The sequence below is a fragment of the Streptomyces sp. NPDC003300 genome, from assembly GCF_040610915.1.
Classification (GTDB): Bacteria; Actinomycetota; Actinomycetes; order Streptomycetales; family Streptomycetaceae; genus Actinacidiphila.
Map to the genome: position 1 here is coordinate 380,325 of NZ_JBEXNE010000003.1, position 22,984 is coordinate 403,308.

The 22,984-nt window shown below is 72.6% G+C and carries 15 protein-coding genes and 1 pseudogene; 3 read left to right on the forward strand and 13 right to left on the reverse strand.

Annotated elements, in window-relative coordinates; genetic code table 11:
* Window positions 1-74 precede the first annotated feature (74 nt).
* The 6 genes from ABZX65_RS06595 to ABZX65_RS06620 all read right to left on the reverse strand — a co-directional run bounded on the left by ABZX65_RS06595 (window position 75) and on the right by ABZX65_RS06620 (window position 7,995).
* The gene (locus ABZX65_RS06595; RefSeq protein WP_355335522.1) at window positions 75-2,309 is read right to left on the reverse strand and encodes a TIM-barrel domain-containing protein; all 2,235 of its coding nucleotides are present in this window, start codon (window positions 2,307-2,309) and stop codon (window positions 75-77) included.
* On the reverse strand, window positions 2,306-3,418 hold the full coding sequence (locus ABZX65_RS06600; protein ID WP_355335524.1) for a glycoside hydrolase family 15 protein: 1,113 nt from the start codon (window positions 3,416-3,418) through the stop codon (window positions 2,306-2,308). Before ABZX65_RS06600 ends, ABZX65_RS06595 begins: the two co-directional genes overlap by 4 nt.
* 116 nt (window positions 3,419-3,534) lie before the next feature.
* A complete protein-coding gene (locus tag ABZX65_RS06605) occupies window positions 3,535-4,803 on the reverse strand; it encodes a sugar ABC transporter substrate-binding protein (protein ID WP_355335526.1) in 1,269 nt (422 codons plus the stop codon).
* A 78-nt stretch (window positions 4,804-4,881) separates the two neighbouring features.
* Window positions 4,882-5,799, reverse strand: coding sequence for a carbohydrate ABC transporter permease (locus ABZX65_RS06610; protein WP_355335528.1), 918 nt, complete (start codon window positions 5,797-5,799; stop codon window positions 4,882-4,884).
* Window positions 5,792-6,748, reverse strand: coding sequence for a sugar ABC transporter permease (locus ABZX65_RS06615; protein ID WP_355335531.1), 957 nt, complete (start codon window positions 6,746-6,748; stop codon window positions 5,792-5,794). Before ABZX65_RS06615 ends, ABZX65_RS06610 begins: the two co-directional genes overlap by 8 nt.
* Complete coding sequence (locus tag ABZX65_RS06620) at window positions 6,745-7,995, reverse strand: ROK family transcriptional regulator (RefSeq protein ID WP_355335532.1); 1,251 nt, start codon at window positions 7,993-7,995, stop codon at window positions 6,745-6,747. The genes ABZX65_RS06615 and ABZX65_RS06620 overlap by 4 nt, the downstream gene beginning before the upstream one ends.
* 312 nt (window positions 7,996-8,307) lie before the next feature.
* On the opposite strand from ABZX65_RS06620, the gene ABZX65_RS06625 reads away from it, so the two are divergent.
* Window positions 8,308-11,244 carry a BTAD domain-containing putative transcriptional regulator gene (locus ABZX65_RS06625; protein WP_355335534.1) on the forward strand — a complete coding sequence of 979 codons (2,937 nt, stop codon included), beginning with the start codon at window positions 8,308-8,310 and terminating at the stop codon, window positions 11,242-11,244.
* A 19-nt stretch (window positions 11,245-11,263) separates the two neighbouring features.
* Here the strand turns inward: ABZX65_RS06625 and ABZX65_RS06630 are convergent.
* From ABZX65_RS06630 to ABZX65_RS06660, 7 genes and pseudogenes are all read right to left on the reverse strand, one after another.
* A pseudogene (locus ABZX65_RS06630) lies at window positions 11,264-11,698 on the reverse strand (helix-turn-helix transcriptional regulator); the annotation flags it as partial.
* 46 nt (window positions 11,699-11,744) lie between these two features.
* On the reverse strand, window positions 11,745-12,470 hold the full coding sequence (locus tag ABZX65_RS06635) for a hypothetical protein (RefSeq protein WP_355335537.1): 726 nt from the start codon (window positions 12,468-12,470) through the stop codon (window positions 11,745-11,747).
* Entirely contained in the window at window positions 12,467-13,195 is a 729-nt protein-coding gene (locus ABZX65_RS06640; protein WP_355335539.1) for a hypothetical protein, read from the reverse strand. Before ABZX65_RS06640 ends, ABZX65_RS06635 begins: the two co-directional genes overlap by 4 nt.
* Before the next feature lie 14 nt (window positions 13,196-13,209).
* Window positions 13,210-14,640 (reverse strand): hypothetical protein, encoded by a 1,431-nt coding sequence (locus ABZX65_RS06645; RefSeq protein WP_355335542.1) that lies wholly within the window; start codon window positions 14,638-14,640, stop codon window positions 13,210-13,212.
* Window positions 14,641-14,726: 86 nt separating this feature from the next.
* Window positions 14,727-15,005 carry a hypothetical protein gene (locus tag ABZX65_RS06650; protein ID WP_355335544.1) on the reverse strand — a complete coding sequence of 93 codons (279 nt, stop codon included), beginning with the start codon at window positions 15,003-15,005 and terminating at the stop codon, window positions 14,727-14,729.
* Window positions 15,005-19,426, reverse strand: a complete 4,422-nt coding sequence (locus tag ABZX65_RS06655; protein WP_355335546.1) for an FtsK/SpoIIIE domain-containing protein — start codon at window positions 19,424-19,426, stop codon at window positions 15,005-15,007. The genes ABZX65_RS06650 and ABZX65_RS06655 overlap by 1 nt, the downstream gene beginning before the upstream one ends.
* 77 nt (window positions 19,427-19,503) lie before the next feature.
* On the reverse strand, window positions 19,504-19,803 hold the full coding sequence (locus tag ABZX65_RS06660; RefSeq protein ID WP_188285763.1) for a WXG100 family type VII secretion target: 300 nt from the start codon (window positions 19,801-19,803) through the stop codon (window positions 19,504-19,506).
* Between the two features lie 437 nt (window positions 19,804-20,240).
* On the opposite strand from ABZX65_RS06660, the gene ABZX65_RS06665 reads away from it, so the two are divergent.
* On the forward strand, window positions 20,241-21,677 hold the full coding sequence (locus ABZX65_RS06665) for an RICIN domain-containing protein (RefSeq protein ID WP_355335549.1): 1,437 nt from the start codon (window positions 20,241-20,243) through the stop codon (window positions 21,675-21,677).
* A 179-nt stretch (window positions 21,678-21,856) separates the two neighbouring features.
* Window positions 21,857-22,828, forward strand: a complete 972-nt coding sequence (locus ABZX65_RS06670; protein WP_355335553.1) for an aldo/keto reductase — start codon at window positions 21,857-21,859, stop codon at window positions 22,826-22,828.
* Window positions 22,829-22,984: the final 156 nt, after the last annotated feature.

Genomic DNA, 22,984 nt, shown 5'->3' on the forward strand with positions numbered 1-22,984 from the left:
CCTGACGCCTGCCCCGACGCCGCTCAGCCGGAGCCGGAGCAGGCGTCGGGTGCGCCACCGTTCTGCGGCGTCGGTCAGCCGCCGGTCGTGAAGACCGGTTCCAGATCGGCCCATCGGTCGGCGGTCGCGTACACGGGGATGAGGTCCAGCGGCGCGGCCCGTTCGACGACCCGGCCGCCGGTGTGGGTCCGCCCGGTCCAGACGTCGACCCAGTCGCCGTGCGGCAGATAGACCTCACGGCCGGTGGCGCCCGGCTCGGTGACCGGGGCGACCAGGAGCGCGGAGCCGAGCCGGAACTGGTCGGGGAAGTCCCAGATGCGCCGGTCCCGGGGATCGTCGAAGAACAGCCCGCGCATCAGCGGCTTCCCCTGCGCCAGACCGGTGCGGGTCTCCTGCGCCAGGTACGGCACCAGCCGCTCGCGCAGGTGGGTGTACGTCCGGGAGATCTCCAGCACGCGCGGGTCGCCGGAGCGGTCCGCGATGTTCCACGGCGTACGGTCGCGCAGCGGCAGCCGGTGGTGGTTGTACTCCGAGTGGTACTGCATGATCGGCATGAAGCAGGACGCCGCGAGGGCCCTGACGTACAGCTCGGCGTCCGGGACGTCCCCGGAGAACCCGGCGATGTCCCAGCCCCAGTAGACGATGCCGCAGGCCGAGGCGGTGATGCCGGCGGTGAGGGAGTGCCGGTAGGCGTCCCAGGTGGAGTCCTCGTCGCCCGCCCAGAAGACGCCCGCGTTCTGCGAGCCGGTGAACCCGGCACGGCTGAAGGTGACCGGCGCCTTGCCGCACTCCCGCAGCAACTCGCCGTACGCGCGCGGGTATTCGACGGTGAACAGATTGTTGGTCAGCGCGCCCGTCGTGCCGTCGTCGTACCGCAGGTCGTCGCCCCAGGCGTGTTCGCCGCCGTCGGTCTTGAAGCCGTCGACGCCGACCTCCTCCACCAGATAGCGGCGCTTGGCGAGCCACCACTGGCGTGCCTTGGGGTGGGTCAGGTCCGGCATCAGCGCCTGGGGGAACCACCAGCCCCTGTTGCGGTAGGGTCGCGTGCCGCCCTCCTCCATGACGGTGTACCCGTGCTCGATCATCGCGCGGGCGTCGGCGGCGGCCTGGCCGCGCGGCGCCGGGCGCGTCTTCATCAGCGGGATCTGCCAGAGCAGCACCTTGATGTCGCGGCTGTGCAGCTCGTCGACCATGCCCTTGGGGTCGGGCCAGGCGCCGTCCGGCGGGAAGGTGAAGTCGGCCAGGCGGTGCGGAGCGCCGTCCTCCGTGACCGGGTACCGCGCGTCCCGGAAGGCGGTGAAGGTCGCCTCGTCGCTCCACGCCTCGATGACCAGCGCTCCGACCGGGATGTCCTCGTCGCGGTGGCGGTCCATCTCGGCCATCACCCTTTGCTGGGTGTTCCATTCGTTGCCGCTGGCCCACAGGCGGAAGACCCAGTCGGGCAGTTCCTCGGGGCGTCCGGCCTCGTCGAGGAAGGCGGACAGCAACTCGTGGGGCGCGCCGCCGAAGCAGACCGTCTCGACCGCGCCGTCCGGCGGGGTCTGCGCCTCGATCCACAGCAGGTCCGGGTCGCTCGCCGCGATGTCGTACCAGGTGCGCCGCGAAGTGCGGACGTGGAAGGCCCAGTTGTCCGCGCCGTCCCCGCCGAGCACCATCGCGAACGGCATGGGCAGGTACGTACGGGTGGTGAAGCCCTGCCCCTTGTACTGCTCGAAGACCTGGGCGTCCAGGGTGTGTCCGCGTTGGTCGACGGCGTTGTAGCGCTCGCCGAAGCCGACCACATGCGCGTCGGGCGCCAGCCGCAGCGCGAAGCGGACCCGCAGCACCGCGCCGTCGGCGGCCACCAGGCGGGAGGCGGACCCCTCGACCAGTCGGCCGGTGTCCGCGGTGACCCGCAGCAGCGCGGCCCCCTCGCGCCACACCGCGGGGGCGACGGTGTGCCAGGACGTGGCACGGGTGCGGCCGTCGCGGTGCGTGGCCACGAAGCGGTAGCGGGCGGCCGTGCCCTCGGCGAGCGGGGCGGGGTGGACGACCCAGCGGGTACGGTCGCCGCGCCCGCTCGCGGCCGCCGCGAGGTGACTGTCCGAGTCTCCGCCGTTGTCACCGGCCGGGTCGGTGCCGCCTTCGACGGCGGCGGTCAGCGCGGTGACGCCGTCACCGGCGTCCCACTCGCACACCACGGCCTCGACATCGGCTCCGGTGGAGGCGCGTACCTCGAACGGCTCACCCGCCGACGGGATCACGGGCACGCGCTGGTCGTCGGTCGGCTCGTAGGGGTGGCCCGAGCCGTGCGGACGGTGGCGGATCATACGGAGACTCCGAGTTCATGGGCGAGGATGAGGTACATGGCGTGGGACCAGAGCAGCGGGGTGGCGTTCGGCCCCCACCGCTCCTCCCACTCCGCGAGGTGTTCCGGCGCCAGCAGGCGTACGCCCGGGGCCTGTTCCGGCAGCAGTCCGTCGGCGGTGGACCGCGAGGCGATCCACTCCAGCTCGCGCAGGGCGTCGCCGGTACGGCCGACGCGTGCGTAGTGCCACCCGAGCAGCCCGGCGAGCACGGGCCACTGGCCGCCGCCGTAGAAGACGTCCTGGAGGTAGCGGTGCACGCCGCCTTCGGGCTCCACCAGGTCGCGCTCGATCGCGGCGAGCGTCGCGCGCGCGACCGGTCCCGCCGGGTCCACGGAGCCGAACGGGGTCAGGCAGGCCAGCAGGCTCGCGTCCACCGCCGCCCCGCCCAGCCACTTCGCCAGGCCGCCGCCGTACAGGCCCTGTTCTCGGACGAGGGTGTCGATCCGGGTGACCGTGGGTCCGCAGCGCCCCGCCGTGTCGAGCCCTGCCGCGCCGACTGCCGCGAGGCCGCCGCGGATGGCGCCGAGCGTGGCCCCGTGCCGGTGCTCCTTGGACTCCTCCCACCAGTCGTAGCAGGGCAGGTCCCAGGTCGCGGCGAGGTAGCCGACGGTGAGGCGGATCGCCTCGCGGTAGGGGGCGGGGTCGCCGCCGTGCCGGCGCAGGTGCTCGGTGAGCGCCCACAGCCAGGTGCCGTAGCCGTCGGTCTGGAAGTCCCACCAGCCGACGTCCCCGGTGTCCGCGCCGTCCAGGGTGTACCGGGTGGGCAGCAGATCGGCCTCGGCGGGCTGTCCTCCCGCGGCCCGTACGGCGATGATCCGCTCGATACGGGAGGCGCGGTCCGTGATCACCTTGGCGCACCACCGGTGGAAGGCGTCGGCGGAACCGGTCGCGCCGTACCGCGAGGCGGCCTCCGCGACGAACGAGCCGTCGCGGAACCAGGAGTAGCGGTAGACCTCGTAGCCGGGGCAGGCCGGGTACGCCCCGGAGGCGGCCTGGTGGGCGGTGATCACCTCCAGGCTGCGGCGGGCGAGGCGCGCGTGGCCGGGTGACTGCGTCGTGGAGGTGGACAAGGCTGGTGTCTCCTAAGCGGGCGATACGGGTGTCGCCGGGTGTGGCGGAGGGGTGCGGGGAGCGGGGGGTTCGGGCGCCCGCGTGAGTGTCAGGTCTCCCGCGGGCGCCCGAAGTCTCACTTCAGCAGGGCGGTGACCTGCGCGGCCGCCTGCGACAGCGCCTTGGCGACGTCCGTCCGGCCGGCGGCGGCGTTGGTGAGGGCGTTGTTGATGATGTCCTGCATCTGCTGCTGCTTGGCGATGACGGGCGAGGCGGCCTGGTTCTTCAGGGAGTCGAAGACGGCCTGGCGGTTGGCCGGCTTGCCCGCGGTGAGGTATCCGGCGACCTTGCCGGTGTCGGACAGCGGCGGGAGCTCCCAGGAGGAGTCGACGCGGGTCTTCGCGGTGATGTCGGACGTGGTCAGGTAGTTCAGCCACTTGAAGGCCGCGCCGGAGTGCGCGGTGGCCTTGGAGACGGCGACGGAGTTCTGGAAGACCGCGCTGGCCTTGTGGGTGTCACCGGGCTCGACGGCCACGTCCCAGCCGAAGGGGACGTCCTTCAGGGCGCTGAACTGCCAGTTGCCGTTGTGCCACATGGCGAGCTTGCCGGCCTTGAAGAGGTTGGTGTCGAAGTCGGGGGTGCTCGCGCTCTTCGCGGCGTCGGGCATCGTCCGGTTGTTCTTGCCGATCAGCCATCTCGCGGCGGCGACGCCCTGTGGGCTGTCGAAGGTCGCTCTCGCGCCGTCGGCGGAGAAGAAGGAGCCGCCCGCCTGGTCGAGGGCCTTGGTGAACTCGTTGAAGCTGATGGGCTGGTAGTCGCCCCATACGCCCTTGGCGCGGTCGGTGAGCTTGAGCGCGGCGGCCTGCTCGTCCTTCCAGGTCCAGTCCGCGGTGGGGACGGGGACGCCGGCCTTGGCGAAGAGGTCCTTGTTGTAGATGAGGACCACGGTGGAGAAGGACTCCGGCAGCGCGTACTGCTTGCCCTTGTACTGTGCCGCTTCGAGGTTGGCCGGGGCGTACGCCGATGCCTTGTAGGCCGGTTCCTCGGCGGCGGGGTCCGTCAGGTCGAGCAGGGCGCCGGAGGAGGCGTAGGTGACCAGGCTCTGCTGGTCGAGTTCGAAGGTGTCGGGCGCGGTGCCGCCGGCGATCGAGGTCTGGAGCGTCGTGGCGTAGTTGGCGTAGGGGACGGCCTGGACCTGGATCTTGACGGTGGGGTTCTGCTTCTCGAACGCGGCGACGATCGTGTCGAGGTCCTTGGTGTGGTCGGGGGCGGAGGAGAACGTCATGTAGCGGACGGTGGTCACACCGTTGTCCGAGGTCGTTCTGGTGGCGGAGCCCTGGGAGCAGGCGCTGGTCAGGGCCAGTGCCGCGAGACCGGTGGCGAGGGTGATGTGGCGGGTGCGCATGGCGGATTCCTCGGGGTGGTGGCGAGTGGGAGGGTGTTCGGGAGGTGCGCCAGGGGGCGGGGCCGCTCGGGCGGCCGGCTACTTCAGGCCCGACTGGGCGACGCTCTGGACCACGTGCTTCTGGGCGAAGAGGTAGATGGCCATGATCGGGAGGGTGCTGAGGACCGATCCGGCCATCACCACGTTCCACTGGGTGCCGAACTGGCCCTGGAGGTCGGCCAGTGCCAGCGGGAGGGTCTTGAACTCCGGCGAGCGGATGATGACCAGCGGCCACAGGAGGCTGTTCCAGCTGGCCATGAAGGCGAAGACGGAGAAGGTCGCGAGCGACGGGCGTACCAGCGGCAGCACCACAGAGCCGAAGATCCGCAGGTGTCCCGCGCCGTCCAGCCGGGCCGCCTCGTCCAGTTCGCGGGGTACGGCGTCCATGGCCTGGCGCAGCAGGAAGACTCCGAAGCCCGAGGCGAGGGTCGGGGCGAGCAGGGCGAAGTAGGTGTCGACCAGATTCAGGGCCTTCATCTCCGCGAAGAGCGGGACGATCAGGACCTGGAGCGGGATCATCATGGTGGCGAGGTAGAGGGCGAAGACCAGGCCCCTGCCGCGGAAGCGCAGCCGGGAGAAGGCGTACGCGGCCATGGAGCTGGTGATCAGCTGCACGACCGTCGAGACCAGGGCCAGGCAGAGGCTGTTGACGGCGACCCGGGTGAAGGGCATCGCGCGGAAGAGGCTGCGGTAGCCGTCCGCGCTGACGGTGTCGGGTATCAGGGAAGGGGCGGAGATCCCGCTGCCGTGCGGTTGCAGCGAGGTGATCAGCACCCACAGGAACGGGAAGAGCATTCCGGCCGCCCCGAGGACGACCAGGGCGGTGACGCCGGCGGCCCGCAGCCGTCGGCGGGTGCTCGTGCGCGGGCCCCGGTCCGCGGTACGGGACGGCGGGACGCGAGGGAGGTCCGCCGCGGGCACGGGCTGTCGGGCGGGGGTCGTGGTCAGTTCAGGCATGGGTCACCCACCGCCGCTGGACTCGGGTCATGACCGCGGTGACGGCCATCATCACGGCGAAGAGCAGCCAGGACAGGGCCGAGCCGCCGCCGACCTGCCCGTACCGGAAGGACAGGTCGTAGACCTCCTCGACGACGGTGCGCGAGGACCCGGCGGGGCCGCCGCCGGTCATCACGAAGACCTGGTCGAACACCTGGAAGCCGTTGATCAGGGAGATGAGGACGACGAAGTAGGTGGAGGGCGAGAGCAGCGGAAGCGTGATGCGCCGGAACCGCTGCCAGGCGTTCGCTCCGTCGATGGTGGCCGCTTCGTACAGCTCCCGCGGGATCGCCTGGAGCCCTGCCAGCAGGATGACCATGACGAAGCCGAGGTCCTTCCACGCCGAGGCGAGGATCACCGAAGGCAGCGCCCAGGTCGGTGAGGCCCACCAGTCGGGGGTGGGCAGGCCCACGCCGCCCAGGACCCGGTTGAGCAGTCCCCCGTCGGGGCTGAGGATCCACTTCCAGGTCAGCGAGACCATCACCCAACTGGTGATGACCGGCAGGAAGTAGACCGACCGCAGGACGCCGCGGCCCCGCATGCGGCGGTTGAGGGCGAGCGCCAGGACCAGGCCGCCCACGTACACCAGCGGGAGGTAGCCGGCGATGAAGTACACGGTGTGCAGGAACGCGACCCGGGTGTCGCCGTCGCCCAGCAGGTGGCGGTAGTTGGCGAATCCGACCCAGCGCATCGGGGAGATCAGGTCCCAGGAGTGGAGGCTGATCCACAGCGAGGAGACCATCGGCGCGAAGGTGAACAGCAGCAGCGGGACGGCGCTCGGTGCCAGGAAGAACAGCACCGCGCCGCGGTTGCGCCACTTCCGCCGTCGGGCGGCGGCGGCCGCCGGGACGGACGCCGGGGCGGACACCGGTCCCCGGCCAGGGCGTACGGAAAGGGGGCCGATGGTCATCTGGCGCTCCGTTCGACCGCCGCGCCGCCGAGCCCGTGGATCCGTCGGCGCGGATCGACGCTGCCGACGCCGCCGTCCAGGGACGCGGCGAGCACCAGGGCGGCGGCGCCCTGCGCCCAGATGGTGTCCGTGTACGGCTCGACGGTGATCGCCAGTTCCCGGGCGCGGCGGGGTGCGTGGCGTTCGAACGCCTCCCGGACGCCCGGTTCCCACCAGGGCCAGGAGCGGGTCCCCTCCCCCATGACCACGATCTCCTGCGGGTCCAGGAGCGTGGCGAGTCCCGCCAGTTGGCGGCCCAGGAGCTGTCCGGCCTCGCGCAGGATGCGACGCGCCGTCGCCGTACGGTCATCGGCGCCGCCCGAGTCGTTGGCGCCGCCCGAGCCGTTCGCGAGGTCCGCGAGGTCGGCGGGCGTGGCGCCCTCGCCGAGGATGCCGGCCGAGCGCGCCGTACGGAGCAGGACGTCATCGCTGATCAGGGCTTCCAGACAGCCGCGATTCCCGCAGGTGCACGGCGGCCCGTCCGGATCGACCGGGACGTGGCCGAAGTCTCCGGCGCCCCCGTGGGCGCCCCGGTAGACGTGCCCGCCCGCGACGACGGCCAGGCCGATGCCGCGGCCGATGGTGACCACCAGGAAGTCGTTGAGGCTGCGTCCCCGCCCGTACAGGCGCTCACCACTGCCCAGGGCGTTGACGTCGTTCTCCACCAGGACGGCGAGCCCCAAGGAGGCGCCGAGCATGGTGCCGAGCGGCACGTTCTCCCAGTTCAGCATCGCCGCGTCCACGACCCCGCTGTCCGGGCGGTCGACGGTGCCGGGCACGCCCACTCCTATCCCCAGCAGCGGGGGCACCCCCTGCGCGGACTCGGTGAACGGACGCAGGAGTTCGGCGATCGCGGGCACCGCCTCCAGCGCCGTGGCGTCGAAGGGGACCGTCATGGTCTCGGTGACCCGTCCGTCCAGCCGCATGTCGACCAGCGCGACGTGGTCGACGGCCACCTTGACGCCCAGCGCCCGGCCGGCGCTGCCGACCAGACCGATCAGCCGACCGCGACGGCCGCCCCGGGAGGGCTCCTGCCGGTCGAGCTCTTCGATCACTCCTTGCGTCAGCAGCCGCCGCGTCACCTGGGTCAGCGTCGCCGGACTCATCCCGAGGTCCCGCGCGAGCGCGGCCCGCGACATCGGCCCTGCCCTGCCCAGCAGTGCCAGCACGGCGGTGCTGGTGAGATCCTCGCCCGACGACCCGTTCATTCGCACTCTTTCTTTACTGGATAAATAAACTGCCTGAACGTTAGAGCGGGCTCACGGCCACGTCAACCCCCGGTTTCCATGACGTTTCGGCCACCGCCGGGCGCGCGTCCGCCGCGGCCCGCGCACCGGCGCGCCCGGTGGGACGCCTGGGGCGTCAGTGCTGCCGGAGTGCGGGCTGTCGGACGGTGTTGGCGCGGCCTATAGTGCGGTTGCGACGATGCGACGCGGAGGAAACCACGACGTGAATCGCAGTCGTGGAACCGCGCGCGCGTGCCGTGCGGGGCCGGGGCACCGCCTCCTGGGAGTTCCGTGATGGACAACGGTCGTCTGAGGGTTGAGACGCTCGGGCCGCTGCGCGCGTACGCGGCGGGACGGGAACTCGCTCTCGGCCCGCCGAAGCAGCGCGCGGTCTTCGCCGTCCTCGCGCTGAGCGGGAACGCGGTCGTCTCGCGCGACCGTCTGATCGACGGGGTGTGGGGCGAGTCGCCCCCGACCACGGCCGTCGGCAGCCTGCACACCTACGTGTCCGGTCTGCGCCGGGCGCTGGACGGTCTCGGTGAGCCGCTGACGAGTTCGGCGGCGGGTTACTCGCTGCTGCTCGACCCCGACGGCCTCGACGTCACGGTGGCCGGGCGGCTGGCGGCGCGGGCCAGGTCCCTGGCCGCCGGGCGGGAACCGGCCGCCGCGGTCACCGTCTTCGAGGAGGCGCTGGCCCTGTGGCGCTCGGGCACGGCGCTCGGCGGTCTGCCGGGACCGTTCGGCGCGGAGCACCGCGCCTGGGCGGCCGACCTTCGGTTACGGCTGGTGGTGGAGCACGCCGAACTGCTTCTGGAACTGGCCCAACCCGCCGCCGCAGCCGACCGGTTGGCGCTCCACGTGGCCGACCATCCCTACGACGAGCGGCTGCGCGCCCTGCTGATCACGGCCCTGAGCCGCAGCGGCAGGACCGCCGACGCGCTCGCCCGCTATCACGATCTGCGCAAGCTCCTCGCCGAGGATCTGGGCATCGACCCGTCGGCCGAACTGCGGGCGCTGTACGCGTCGTTGCTGGCTGACAGCGCCGGTGCGGACACCGCGCCCGCCGCCCCCGCTCCCGCCGCGGCCCCGGTGCGCCCCGCGCAACTGCCGCGCGAGGTCGCCGACTTCATCGGCCGGGAGGACGCGGTGCGCCGGGTGCTGGACGCGGCGCGGGACGCCGCGCCCGACGGCGGGGGCGCGGCCGCGCCGCCGCGGATCGTGATGGTCGTCGGGGTCGGGGGCGTGGGCAAGACCGCGCTGGCGGTGCGGTGCGCCCACCTGCTGGCCGACGCGTACCCGGACGGCCAGTTGTATGTGAACCTGCGCGGCTTCGACCCCAAGCGCCCGGCCCGCTCCCCCGCCGACGCCCTGCACCACCTGCTCGCCTCCTCGCACGCGGGGACGGTCCCGACCGACCAGGAGGAGCGGGTCGCGCTGTGGCGCAGCATCGTCCGGGACAAGCGCGTGCTCATCGTGCTGGACAACGCCGAGTCGGCCGACCAGGTCGAGGACCTGCTGCCGGGCGACGGCCCGTCCTTCGTCGTCGTGACCAGCCGCAACCGGCTCAGCGGCCTCGCGGTGCGCTATTCGGCGCACCGCGAGACGCTCTCCCCGCTCACCGCCGACGAGTCACTGAGCATGCTGCGCACCTCGATCGGGGACGCGCGGGTCGGCGCCGAACTGCCCGCGGCCCGGCGGCTGGCCGAGCTGTGCGACCGCCTGCCGCTGGCCCTGCGGATCGCCTCGGAGCAGGTGACCTCCGGTTCGTCCCAGGTGCGGATCGCCGACCTGGCGGCCGAGTTGGAGGACGTGCGGTACCGGCTCGACGCGCTCCAGATCCCGGACGACGAGCTGTACTCGGTGCGCGGCGTGCTCTCCTGGTCCTACGCCCGGCTGGACGCGCGGGCGGCGCACGCCTTCCGCACGCTGGGGCTGTTCCCCGGGGTGAGCATCCGCGCGGAGGCGGCCACCGCGCTGCTGGACGTCCCGGCGCCGGTGGCCGCCGCCGCGCTGCGCAATCTCGCCGCGCAGCACCTGATGGAGACCACCGGCAACGGCTACTGGATGCACGACCTGACCCGTATCTACGCCGAGGAGGTCTCCGGCGACGGCGAGAGCGCCGAGTCCCGCAAGGGGGCGCTGCGCAGGGTGCTGCACTGGTATGTGCGGACCCTCACGCAGGACTACAAGTCCAACGCGGTCAAACTCCCCTTCACCCTCGACCCGGTGGCCCCGCACGCGCCGCTGCGCTTCGCGGACCAGAAGGAGTTGGTGACCTGGTGCGTGCAGGAGTGGGACAACATCTCCCCGCTCCTGCGCACCGCGCAGCGCATCGGCTGCCACGACGAGGCGTGGCAGTTGGCCTATCTGCTCTTCGACTACTTCTACGCGGCCGGGCAGACCAAGGACTGGGTCGAGGTGCTGCGGCTCGGGGTGCGCAGCACCGAGATGGTCGAGGACCGGCGAGCCCAGGCGGTGCTGCTCAACCATCTGGGCGTGGCCTACTCCCGGTTGGGGGACAACGAGGCCGCGGTGCACGAACAGCGGCGCGGTCTGCGGCTGTTGGAGGACCTGGGCGACGACGTCCTGCGCACCAGCCTGCTGGGGAATCTGGCGTCCACGCTCCGTGAGGCCAAGGAGTACCGGGCCGCGCTGTCCTACGCCAGTCAGGCCCTGGACCTGGCGCGCCACAGCGGCCACGAGTACTACGAGGCGGGCTGCCTGGACGTGCTGTGCGAGCTCCACGCCGAGCTGGGCGAGTTCGAGGACTCGCTCTGGTACGGCACCTTCGGCCTCGCGGTGTCACGGCGCTGCGGGAACGTCCTGCTGGAGGCCAACATCCTGATCAATCTGGGCGGCGCCGAGTACGGGCTCGCCCACGACGAGAAGGCGCTGCGGTACTTCCAGGAGGCGTTGACGCTGTGCGAGTCGAGCGGCGACCACTACCACGAGGCGCTGACGCTGTTCGGTCTCGCCAAGGTGAAGCGGGCCCGGGCGGAACCGGACTCCGCCCGCGCCCTCGCGGACCGGGCGCTGTCGCGCCTGAGGGAGCTGGGCGCGGAGGAGGTCGGCGACGTCACGGAGTTCCTGCGCGCTCTGGACACGGGACCGCAGGAAGCTCCGGCCGAGCAGCCAGGACCGCGCGCCGGTCGGTACCGTCCCACGGTCCGCGCTGTCCCCGCTGCCAGATCAGCACCGCCTCGACCCGGCTCTCGGCACCCAGCGACCTGAAGATCCGGTTGATGTGGTTCTTCACGGTCTTCTCGCTCACGTGCAGGCGCGCGGCGATCTCGGCGTTGCGCGCGCCTCCGGAGACCAGGGCCATCACTTCGTGCTGACGGCGGGACAGGGCCGGGGCCGTGTCCTCGGGGGCGGTGTCCTCGGGGGTCGCGGGCGCGTGCGGCCGTACCTCCAGGGCCGGTGGTCCCGCGGGCGGCAGGCTCTCCACCGCGACCGCGCTCAGCCGGTACTCCGCGCACAGCCGGCGCGGGTCCTGCCCAACCTGCGGGACGGCGGGCGCGGCGGCGGGGGCGACGGCGACCTCGACGTAGGGCATCCGCAGGAATTCCACGTCGAGGTTCTTACGGGCGAAGACCTGGCGGATCTGGGCGAGGATGTCCGGGCTCACGATGGCGATCCGCACCCGGGTCGGGCTGATCGGCGCGGAAGCGGCGACGACTGTCATACGACCAGCGTGGCCGGGGCCGCTTCATACTTTCTTCGCGTTCGGTTCACGCGCCGGAGGCGTCGGCCGACGGCTCGCTCCGCGCGGAGGCCGACGAGCCGGTCGGCTGCTGATCCGGCGCGGGCCGGTCCATCTCGGCCAGTTGGGCCAGCACCTCGTCCTGGGTGGGGACGTCGACGCGGTTCGCCCAGCGCAGAGTCGTGACGATCATGTCGAAGAGCAGCACGACGGCCTGTACGGGTTCCGCGTCGATGTCGCCGTCGGTCAGCACGGTGAAGGTCAGCAGCCCCCAGGTGCCGGGCGCGTCGGGGTTCGAGACGTAGTACGAGACCCGCCAGGACGGCGCCTTGCGGCCGACCCGGCTGCTGTCCACCACCGAGGCGACCCGTACCGCCGGGGCTCCGCCGATCTCCAGATAGGTGCCGCCGGCCCCGGCGTCGGCGAGGAGGGAGGCCAGCAGCTTCTCCGGGTCCTCGGTCTCGTCCTGGCTCTCCAGGACCGTCACCAGCATCGATCCGGGCAGCCGGACGCCGCTGAACTCCTGGAGCGGGAGCAGCACCGAGCGGGCGTTCTGCCGCGCGGCCTCCTCCGTCGCCTCCGTCAGCTCCTTGCGCAGCATCCGCCGCCACGGGCCCGCCGAGTCGCGCGGCAGCGAGTCCGGCACATGGTGGCGGATCACCGCGTCGACGGTCCTGCGGCGCAGCGCGGTCGTGTCGGGCGTGGTCGGAATCTGCACCCAGCCGTCGGGCAGGACGAGTTCGAAGTCGATCACCGCTGGCTCCCCTCGGTGGTGGTGGCGAACCCGAGCCTGGCCGGGCCCCCGTCGGCCGGGGGCGCGCAGTCGTGGGCGATCTGCTGCATCAACTGCTCCACGCCCGCGCTGATCAGCGCCATCAGCCCCATCTCGAAGACGACCGTGGTCAGGACGACGTCGGAGCTGACGCTCGCGGCGCCGCCGACCGGCGGCACGTCCAGGCGCATCGCGGCTTCGGCGCGTCCGAACGCCGCGCCCTCCGGGGTCCGTCCGAGGGCGAAGACCTGCACTCCGTCGCCGATCGGGGTCGTCACGTAGTCGATCGTCGGCTGCCGGGCGTCGCCGTCGCGGCCGGAGGCGCCGACGACCTCCATCAGGTAGTTGGGGTCCTCCTCCCGGGGGCGGCGGAATTCCACCACCACCGGGACCGGCGCCCAGCGCGCGCTGCCCTGAACGAACGCCGCGCCCCAGGCGAGCCGGGACCACGCGGGCAGTTGGCCCGCCCGGTGCAGCAGCCATGCGGCGGCGCCCTGCCCCACCATGTCGGACGTGAAGGGGAATTCGACGCCCGCCTCGGCGGGCCAGGCCAGCCGCGCCGAGTCCAGGCCCTCGGACGTCCAGTCGGCGAACAGCGCCACGATGTGCGCGGTCCAGGCCGCGTACTCCTCGTCGTCCGGCCGGATGTCGGGCACCCATTCCCAGTGCCAGGGCAGTCCGTCCGGCGCGGCCAGGTCGTCGCTCATGTCGTCTCCCCTGGTCATGAGGCGGCCGCACCGGGCGGGTTGACCGCGGGAATCCAGCCGACCAGGCGTCCGCCGGTGTAGATCAGACCGCCCATGCCGAAGGCGCCGTTGAGGCCGCCCCAGACGTACCAGAGCGGGGAGATCTTGCCGCCGATGGCCGCCATGACGGCCGACAGGTCGCGGAAGCCGCTCAGACCGCCGATGACGCCCGCCCAGTCCTTGGCGAAGTTCAGCGGATCGGTGAACAGCTTTCCCCACATCGCGCCGGCGCCCTTGAACTGCAGTCCCGCCGACTCCCAGAAGCCCAGTTCGGGGGTGATGGCCCCGAATTTGCCCAACAGCCAGTTGGTGGCGGGGTTGTTGAACCAGTCCGACATGTTCGTCCAGCCGGTGGCCGGGTTGATCGGCATGACGAAGTCGCCGGGCACGGTGTTCACCCCGCCGATCACGCTCGGCCCGGTGCGGGTGCCCGCGCCCGCCGCGGGCCCCATCGGGGTCAGCTCGATCGGCGCGCCCGGACCCCAGTGCAGTTGCGGGGGGTTGGTCGTCACCGGGCGGGGCCGGCCGGCCAGCTGGCCGAGCGTCTTGGCCGCGTTGGCCAGGCCCTTGGCGGCCAGCGAGGCGATGGCGCCGATGCCCGCGAGGCCGAGACCGACCGCCCCGAGGATCACGTCGACCAGGCTGCCCTTGCCGTGGGCGTACAGCACGATGTTGGCGACCAGGGTGATCGCGCCTGCCACCACTCCGGCGATGATCAGCGCGTTCACACCGGGTATGAGGATCGCGAGGACTCCGAGGATCATGCCGATGATGGCGAAGATCTGGCTGATCTTGGCCATGACGGCGTCGAGCTTGTCCTTCCAGGAGTCGGTCAGGCCGTCGTCGTACTTCTTGCAGTTGACCGCGTCGCCGAAGCGCTTGCCCGCGACGTTCAGCGCGTCCATCGCGTTGGTCAGCCGCGTCTTGGCCGCCGCCAGCTTCCCGTCCGCGTCGGCGTTCGCCTTGTCCTTGTCGGAGCCCTTCTGCTGCTCCTCGGGGGTGGTGGTGCCGTCCGGCTGCTTCTGCGGGTCGGGCATGGCGTGCGCCTTGGTCTGGTCGTTCTTGGCCTCTTCGGCGTCGGTGCGCGCGGCGGCCGTCTCGTTCAGCCCCTGTTCGAGGTCGGGCTCGTACTTCTTGATCTCCGCGGCGACGTCGTGGTAGCGCACCGCGGCCTTGGTGAGGCTGTCCTTGACGCTGGTCGCCTCGGACCTCAGGCCCTCCACGTACTGGCCCGCCAGGCTGTCGCTGTCGGTGTCGACGATCCGCTGGAGCTTGGTGATCGCGTCGTCGATGGTGTCGGCGATGTGCTGGTAGCGCGTCTGCGCGCCGCTCACCACGTCGAGGTCGGTGTGGATCGGGTCCGAGTGCCGGTCCAGTGGCGACCAGTCGAGGTTTCTGATGGACATGCGGTTCTCCTTGTGACGCTCGTCAGCCGTCCTGGCGCTCAGCCGTAAACCCAGCCGTGGGCCCGGCCATGGACCCAGTCATCGGCTCAGCCGTCCTCGAACGAGTCCAGCAACTGCTGGTCCGCCTGCGCCCACGCCTCGTCGACCTTGTTGACCTTGTCGCGCAGGCTCTTCATGGACTTGACCATCGCGTCACGGTGCACGGTCCAGTTGTCGGCGAAGTCGCCCATCGACAGGTTGGCGTTGAGCTGACCCCACAGGCCCTTGTCGTCGTTCTGGAAGTCCAGCGCTCCCTCGAACTGACCGATCAGCTCGCTGAGGTCGCTCGCGAGGCTCTGGAGGTCCTTCACCACGAGGTCCGCCATCACTGCTCCCTGTTGTCGTGTGCGGAGTTGTCGCGTGCGGGCTCGCCGGCGGCCGGCGGCAGCGGGATCTGGGCGGGCAGCAGGCTGCCGCTGCCCAGGTGCACCAGGGCGGCGCCCGGTACGACCCTGGCGGCGAGCTGGGAGCGGGACAGCCGCACCCCCACCAGGTCGCCGTCGTTCAAGGTGGGCGGCGACAGCAGGACGCCGCGCCGGTTGCGCTTGACCTCGGACTGCCAGCCGGAGAAGCCCATCGCCACCGAGGCGACGTCCCCGCCGAGGACCACGCCCCGCCTGCTTCCCGACGCCTTCTTCACGAACGCCTTCAGCCAGTCGCGGCACGGCAGGTCGCGCCAGGTCTCGGCGTCGTCGACCACGAGGACGACGGGCCCGTCACCGGGGTTCAGCAGATCGGAGAACTGCTGCTCGGTGGGGGCGTCCGCGGTGATGACACCGCGCACCCCGGTCCTGCCCTCGAAGGCCCGCAGCGGTGAGTTCATGGGTGCGCCGATGACGATCTCGACGCCGCCGCGCAGCAGCGACTCGGTCATGACGGTCAGCGCGGTGCTCCGCCCCGACCTGGACGGTCCCGCGACCAGGAAGGTCGGCTGATCGCCCATCAGGTCGGCGCCGACGGGTTCGAGGTCGTCGCCCGCGACGCCCACCAGCGCCCACATGGGCTTCGGCGTCTCCTCCACCATCTCCCACGCCTGGTCGAAGGAGAGCTGGGTGGGCAGCACCGCGATCCGGTTGGGGCGGGCCAATTTGGGGACTCCCGCCTCGCGCTCGGTGAGCCGGGCCGCCAGCGCGTGCACGGCGGCGGCCTGCGCGGGGCCCGCCGGGTCGTCCGCCACCAGCCCGACCTGGGTCTCGATCGCGCTGGGCGCGCGGTAGCCGCGGCCCGGCGGCAGATTCTCCGGGATCTTCCGCGAGTTCAGCCCCGCCAGGCCCATGTCGCTGCGGTCGGAGAGCCGCAGCACCAGCTTGTCGTCGCACAGCGAACTCATCCGGCCGCTCAGCAGCATGTGGTCGCCCGCGATGACCAGGTGCACCCCGGCGCTCGCGCCTTCCCGGTGCAGGGTCTGGATCAGATTGGTCAGCGACCCGCTGTCGTACTCGCTGAGGGTGCCCATGAACCCCTCCCAGCGGTCGAGCAGCAGCACGATGTGCGGCAGCCGTTCGGCCTCGGGCCGGGCCGCGCGCTGCTCGGTCACATCGGCGAACCCGCCCTCGCCGAGGAGTCGTTGACGGTTCTGCACCTCGGCGTGCAGCCGCCTGAGCAGTCGGGCGGCGCGGTCGGTCTCCGAGCGCTGCACCACCGCGCCGCAGTGCGGCAGCCGGGTGAGCGGCAGCAGGGCGCCGTTGCCGCAGTCGAGCCCGTACAGGTGCAGGTCGGCGACGGTGGACTGGCTGGCCGCCGCGGCGGCGAAGGTGCGCAGCGCCATGGAGCGGCCCGAGCGGGGCGCGCCGACGATGTGCAGGTGGCCGAAGGTGGCCAGGTCCACCGTCACCGTCTCCTGGCGCTGCCGCATCGGCAGGTCCTGGATGGCCCACGAGAAGGACGGGTCCTGCCGGGAGCCGCGGACCGGGTCGGCCGTCAGGTCGACCACCGCGGACAGCGGCAGCGGCGGCAGCCACGGGCGGCGCTGCGCGGGGATGCCCAGCATGGCGTTGGCCTGGCCGATGGCCGACACCAGGACCGACAGGTCGGTCACCTCGTCGGTCTCGGCGACGGTGCGCGGACGCTGGGGCGCGGGCAGGCCGAGGTCGAGCCAGGAGACCGGGCGCAGGAAGGGCGCGGCCGTCGCGGCGGTCCTGTCGGCCATGGGACGGCGGCCGCCGACCCGGCCGGTCTGGAACGGGATCAGCGAGCTGTGCCCGAGCCGCGCGTACGCCCGTCCGGGCGTGGCCGTCGTGATGGCCGCGGCCTCCCGGGCGTCGATGACGTCGGTGCTCTCCCCCGCGTCGGTCACCCGCAGGGCGACCCGCAGGTTGGTGTTGGCGCGGATCTCCGCCGACACCACGCCGGACGGGCGCTGCGTCGCCAGGATCAGGTGGATGCCGAGGGAGCGCCCGCGCTGGGCGATGTTGACCAGGCCGGTGACGAAGTCGGGCAGTTCCCGCGCCATCGAGGCGAACTCGTCGATGACGATGACCAGTCGGGGAATGGGGGGCAGTTCCGGCCTGCGGCCCGCGTAATCGAGGTAGTCCTCCAGGTCCTTGGCGCCCGCCGCCGCCAACTGGTGCTCGCGGTGGGTGAGTTCGGCGCTCAGCGAGGTCAGGGCCCGCTCGACGAGGTGCGGGTCGAGGTCGGTCACCAGGCCGACGGTGTGGGGCAGGTCGACGCAGTCCTTGAACGCGGCGCCGCCCTTGTAGTCGACCAGGACGAAGGTCATGGCGTCCGGGCGGTTGGCGACGGCCAGCGAGGCCACCAGGCTCTGCAGGAACTCGGACTTGCCCGAGCCCGTGGTGCCCGCGACGAGTCCGTGCGGGCCGTGGTTGACCAGGTCCAGGGCGAACGGCCCGTTGAGCGAGTAGCCGACGACGGCCTTGGTGCCACGGCCGGAGGAACGCCAGCGGGCGGCGATCGCCGCGGGGGTCGGCTCTTCGAGGCCCAGGATCTCCAGCAGCCGCGCGGAGGCGGGCAGGGCGGCGTCGCCCTGGTTCTCGCTGACGTCGCGCAGCGGCGCCAGTCGGCGTCCGGCCGAGGCGTACCAGCTCTCCGGGACCTCGTCGGAGACGATGCCGTCGACCTGCGCGGCGCGCTGTCTGCGCAGGGTGGCCGGCCGCGAGCCGCCGCCGATGACGACGGTCGCGCACTCCTCGGGCAGTGTCCGCTCGTCGGCGTCCACGCAGATGCTGTAGACGCCGACCGCGGGGCCTTCCTGGAGGATCGCCACCACTCCGGGCAGCGCCCGCAGCCGCCGGGCGCCGTCCATCAGCACGACGACGTCGGGGTCCGCGAACGCGGCGCCGACCCCGGCGTTGAGCCGGGCCTGCTGGCGTACGTGGATGAGTTCGCTCAGTTCCGCGACCCGGCGGCCGAGGGTCTCGGCGTCGGCGCCCATCAGGGACAGGGCCTGCTGGCCCAGCAGCGGCCGGGAGTGCGGCAGCCAGGCGGCCCACTCCCACAGGGACTCGCCCGCCGGGTCGGTCAGGATGTACAACTGCACGTCGCGGGGGCTCTGGAGGACGGCGAGCTGTCCGGTCAGCCAGCGCGCCATGTGCCGCGGCCAGCCCTCGGGTCCCACGACGCCGACGACTCCGGCCTCCGCGATGGAGAAGGCGGCCGGTACGTCGGGGGCCGCGCGCAGGTCCCGGCCGCGCCGCGTGCCGTCGCCCTGTTCGACGGCGATGGCCGTGGGCAGGTCGGCGATGCCGACCCTGACCAGCAGGTGGTCGGGGTCGGTGCGGCGGCGTTCCCAGAGCCGGGACCGCGGGCCGGTGGCGATGACGAGCAGTTCGGCGGGGTCGGGGCTCGCGGCGCGGCGGTCGCGGCGCTCCTGTTCGAGCGCCGTCGCGATCTCGGCCTCGGTCGCCTCCAACTGGGCTCCGTACTCGGCCACTTGGCGGCGGTGGCTGATCCGGCCCTGCCGCCGTCCGGTGAACCAGCTCCCGAGCATCATGACCGGCGACATCGCCGCCATCATCAGGAACATCGGGTTGTGGAACATCACCGCGATGAGGCTGCCGAGGACGGCGGGCAGGGCCGCGGTCAGCCACGGAAGCGCGTTCAGGGAGGGCGGCCTGGGCTGGGACGGCAGCCGGAACACGGTGTGCTGCACGGGGGGAAGCAGCCGGGGAGGGCGGTTGTAGTCGAGGTACTCGCCGTCGGGCGAGGGCTCGACGACCGCGTCGGGGCGCAGCAGGGGGTGCGCCTCCAGGAAGGTCTCCCCGACCAGGAGTTGGGCCGTCTCGGGCCAGGTCACGTCGTGGTCGGGCAGGGCGACGCGGTCGAGCAGCGCGGAGTGCCCGACGGCGCGCACCCGTACCGAGGCGTCGAGGGAGATCCGGACGACGGCGGCCACCGGCGGCCCGCCGCCCACGTCGACCTGGCAGTCGGCGCCCGATCCGACGCGGTACTCGCCCGCGCCGAGGAACCAGATCCGTCCCGCGCCCGCGCCCGCGACGGCCCGGACGGTCACCAGGCCGACGGGCGGGGTCTCCGCGGGTCCGGGCCGGTCGAGCCAGAGCACGGTGCCGTCGTGGATGCCGCTGCCGGCCAGGGGCAGCGAGAGGTCGAGCGGCTGGTCGGCGAGGTAGACCGCCGCCTCCGCCGGGCCACCGAGCGTCGGGGGCCGCGACCCGTCGAGACTGTCCAGCAGATTCTTGACGACATCGCGGAGCGGGGTGGTGGGATCGGCGTCCACCGCGACGTCGGCCGACCAGTCGGGGGATCGGGCGATGGTGATCATCATGGGCATGGTTCCCCCCTCGTGGATCGGACGCCCGCACGCCCGGCGCGGGGTGCGGGCGGCGCCGGTGGACCGGCCGCGGCCCGCTACTTCTGGTTGAGCGAGCTGGCGAGCTGGGTGTCCATGTCCTGCATCGCGTCCACGGCCTTGTCGAGCCACTGCGACAACTGGTCCAGCGTCTCCATGGCCTGGTTGGCCGACGTGACGAATTCGGTGTGCACCTCGTCGAACCTGCCGGACGCCTGGTCGGTGACGAACCCCGAGCCGGTGAGGTTGTCGACGATGTTCTTGCACTCGGTGAGCTTCTGGTCGATGTCGGCCTTGTTGTTGCGCATCTTGCTCGCGCTGTCCGACATCTCCTGATACGTGATGTTCAGATTCGTCATCGTGCGTCCCTTCTGACGTTGCCGGGCTTGCCGGTACGCGGCGGCACGCCGGGCCCGGACGCGGTCGATGCTAGGAACGGCTCCGATGCCTGGTCCAGGGCTCGCGGGCGACCTTGGGCCCCTGGGCCCAAGGGGGCGCCGCCGCCCCGCGCCCGGCGTTGACACCCCCGTGGCGGGCTACCACCGTTCACAGGACACAGCGTGCGCGGCACACCGCGGGCGCGGCGCGACCGTCTCTGTGACGACGTGAGTGAACGTGCTGACGGCGTGGGCGGACGCGAGTGAAGACGTGAGTGAAGGAGACACAGGTGACACCCCCGTCCCGATCCGCCGATCGCCTTCCTCGCCGCACCGACTGGAGCGCCCGGCTGCGCCGGTCGCGAAGGTCCGGGCAGCGACCGGGTTCGGCGCCGCGTGCCGATCACGGTCTGTGGACCGTGGACCGGGTCATCCGCGTCCTGGCCACCGCCTGCGACCGCGAGAACCGTGCCGTTCCGGTGGCCCATGTGGTGGTCGTCGGGCCCGAGACCGTCTGGTTCCACCTCAGGACGCCCGATCAGCGGCCACCGGCCGGGTGGACCGCGGACCAGGACGGGCGGACCTGGCACGCCCAGTTGCGCTGGCTCCAGAGCGCGAGCGTGGCGGAGTCGCTGCCGGAGCCGTATCCGCGGCTGGTCCCGCTCGGCAACACCGGCAAGGGCTTCGTGCTGCTCAACCTCGGCGAGGTCGGCGGGCTCATCGGTCTGGAGGGCGACGCCCGGCAGGCGCGGGCCCTGGCCCACGACTGGGCCCGCGAACTGGCCGCCAGCCCCTGGTCCCGCGAGGTGCGCGTGGTCCGCGTCGGCTTCAAACCGGTCCCCGGCGCGGGGGCGCCGGCCGAGCCGCAGGACCCGGCCGACACCGACGCGGCACTGGAGGACGAGGCGGGCGGGGTGCTGCTGCTGGGCGGCTCGCCCGGCGGCCGGGACCGCGAACGCTTCCAGCGGCTGGCCGACGACCCGGACGGCCGGTGGACGGTCGTCGTCGTCGGCCGCACCGATCAGCCCCGCTGGCGCTTCACCATCGACTCGGCCGGCGTCGTGGACACCGGGCTGCTGGACGAGCGGGTCGCGCACCGGCTCGACCCGGACGCGGAGTTGCCCCCGTCCCAGGAAGGCGACGACATTCCCGTCGGCCGCACGGCCGGGAGGCCCGCCGAGCCCGGCCCGCGGACCAAACCCGTCGTCACCCGGGGCCGGGTCGTCGTCGCGTCGGTCGCCGTGCTCTGCCTCGCGGGGATCGGGCTCGGGCTCGCGCTGCACGGCTCCTCCTCGCCCTCGACCACGGTCGCGCACGCCTCCGACACCACGACGGCGCCCGCGCCGACCACGGCCGGTCCGTCGCCGTCGGCAGCCTCGCCGTCCGGTGCCGCGCCGGGCTCGGCGCCGCCCGCGTCCGCACCGCCCGCGTCCGCACCGCCCGCGTCCGCGCCGGCCTCGGGACCGGCGTCGGCGGCCAACGCGCCGAAGCCGCCGGGGGCTCCGCTGAAGAACGCGGCGACCGGCAAGTGCCTCACCGCGGGCGCGGGTACGGACGGCACCCCGCTGGCGCTCGCGGCGTGCGACGACAGCCTCGTCCAGCGGTGGCACATCAGCCCCGACGGCACCATCCGCGCCAACGACCTGTGTATGGACGCCGCCTGGGGCGGGACCGCCCCCGGCACGGTCGTCCAGGTCGCGAATTGCAGCGGCAACGTCGCGCAGAAGTTCTCGCTGCGCGGCAGCACCGTCTACTCCGCTCACGCGGCCCTGTGCCTGAGCGAGGTCGACAACGGCAGCGGCGTCCGTCTGGCCCCCTGCGGCGCGGGCGGCCCCGAAGCCTTCAAACGGCCCTGACCCGAACCTCGGCCCCTCTCCGCCGCCCGGCCGCCGCGATGGCCGGACGACGGACAGGGGCCCTGTCACACCCCCGCTGTCGGCCCTCCGCCTGTCCCGGCCTGTCGTCGGCGGGCGGGAAGAGGCAGGCTTGGCCGGACAGGACAAGATCGCCGCCGTCCGCCAGGAGAGAAGAAGCGATGAAGCACATCACCCTGCGTGACCTGGACGTTGCCCGGATCGGCCTGGGCGCGATGGGCATGTCCCACGCCTACACCGGCGCGGGAACCGACGACACGGAGTCGGTCCGTACACTGCACCGCGCCCTGGAACTGGGCGTCACGTTCATCGACACCGCCGAGGTCTACGGCCCCTACACCAACGAAACGCTCGTCGGCCGCGCGCTGAGGGGCCGCCGCGACGAGGTCGTGCTGGCCACGAAGTTCGGGCTGATCTCGCACACCGGCCGCCAGGGCGCGGACAGCACTCCCGCGAACATCCGCGCCGCCGTCGAGGGCTCGCTGACCCGGCTGGGCACCGACCGCATCGACCTGTACTACCAGCACCGGGTCGACCCCGGCACCCCGATCGAGGACACCGTCGGGGCGCTCGCCGAACTGGTCGCCGAGGGCAAGATCCGGCACATCGGCCTGTCCGAGGCCGGCCCGGAGACCATCCGCCGCGCCCACGCCGTCCACCCGGTCACGGCCGTCCAGTCGGAGTACTCCCTGTTCACCCGCGGCCCCGAGGCGCGCGTGCTGCCGGTGCTGCGCGAGCTGAACATCGGCTTCGTGCCCTTCTCACCCCTCGGGCGCGGCTTCCTGACCGGCGCGATCCGCTCCACCGACCAGTTCGACGCCGACGACTTCCGGGCTGACAACCCCCGGTTCACGAAGGAGAACTTCCAGCACAATCTGCGGCTGGCCGACGAGGTCGCCGCCGTCGGCGCCGAGATCGACGCCACCCCGGCGCAGGTCGCGCTGGCCTGGCTGCTGGCCCAGGGCGACGACATCGCTCCCATCCCCGGCACCCGGCGCGTCACCCGCGTCGAGGAGAATTCCGCCGCCGACGCCGTCCGGCTCAGCGCGGAACAGCTCGACAGGCTCAGCAGCCTCCCCCCGGCCGCGGGAGACACCCACAACGAGGCCCAGATGCGCATGATGGAGCGCTGACCCCCGCCGCACGACTGACGGGCCGCACGGGAGCGAGCGACACCCGGCCGGGGAGGCGACACCCGGCCGGGGTGCGACGGCCGCGCTGGGGTCCACGGCCGGGCGGGGGTCCACGGCCGCGCCTCAGCCGTCCTCCGTTGACGGTCCGTCAGACTG

Bases quoted from the DNA above. Each gene is read 5' to 3' on its own strand.
- ABZX65_RS06645 (WP_355335542.1), bottom strand. From the start codon at position 14,640: ATGTCCATCAGAAACCTCGACTGGTCGCCACTGGACCGGCACTCGGAC.
- ABZX65_RS06640 (WP_355335539.1), bottom strand. From the start codon at position 13,195: ATGAGCGACGACCTGGCCGCGCCGGACGGACTGCCCTGGCACTGGGAA.
- ABZX65_RS06625 (WP_355335534.1), top strand. From the start codon at position 8,308: ATGGACAACGGTCGTCTGAGGGTTGAGACGCTCGGGCCGCTGCGCGCG.
- ABZX65_RS06615 (WP_355335531.1), bottom strand. From the start codon at position 6,748: ATGACCATCGGCCCCCTTTCCGTACGCCCTGGCCGGGGACCGGTGTCC.
- ABZX65_RS06610 (WP_355335528.1), bottom strand. From the start codon at position 5,799: ATGCCTGAACTGACCACGACCCCCGCCCGACAGCCCGTGCCCGCGGCG.
- ABZX65_RS06660 (WP_188285763.1), bottom strand. From the start codon at position 19,803: ATGACGAATCTGAACATCACGTATCAGGAGATGTCGGACAGCGCGAGC.
- ABZX65_RS06655 (WP_355335546.1), bottom strand. From the start codon at position 19,426: ATGCCCATGATGATCACCATCGCCCGATCCCCCGACTGGTCGGCCGAC.
- ABZX65_RS06670 (WP_355335553.1), top strand. From the start codon at position 21,857: ATGAAGCACATCACCCTGCGTGACCTGGACGTTGCCCGGATCGGCCTG.
- ABZX65_RS06650 (WP_355335544.1), bottom strand. From the start codon at position 15,005: ATGGCGGACCTCGTGGTGAAGGACCTCCAGAGCCTCGCGAGCGACCTC.
- ABZX65_RS06595 (WP_355335522.1), bottom strand. From the start codon at position 2,309: ATGATCCGCCACCGTCCGCACGGCTCGGGCCACCCCTACGAGCCGACC.
- ABZX65_RS06620 (WP_355335532.1), bottom strand. From the start codon at position 7,995: ATGAACGGGTCGTCGGGCGAGGATCTCACCAGCACCGCCGTGCTGGCA.
- ABZX65_RS06605 (WP_355335526.1), bottom strand. From the start codon at position 4,803: ATGCGCACCCGCCACATCACCCTCGCCACCGGTCTCGCGGCACTGGCC.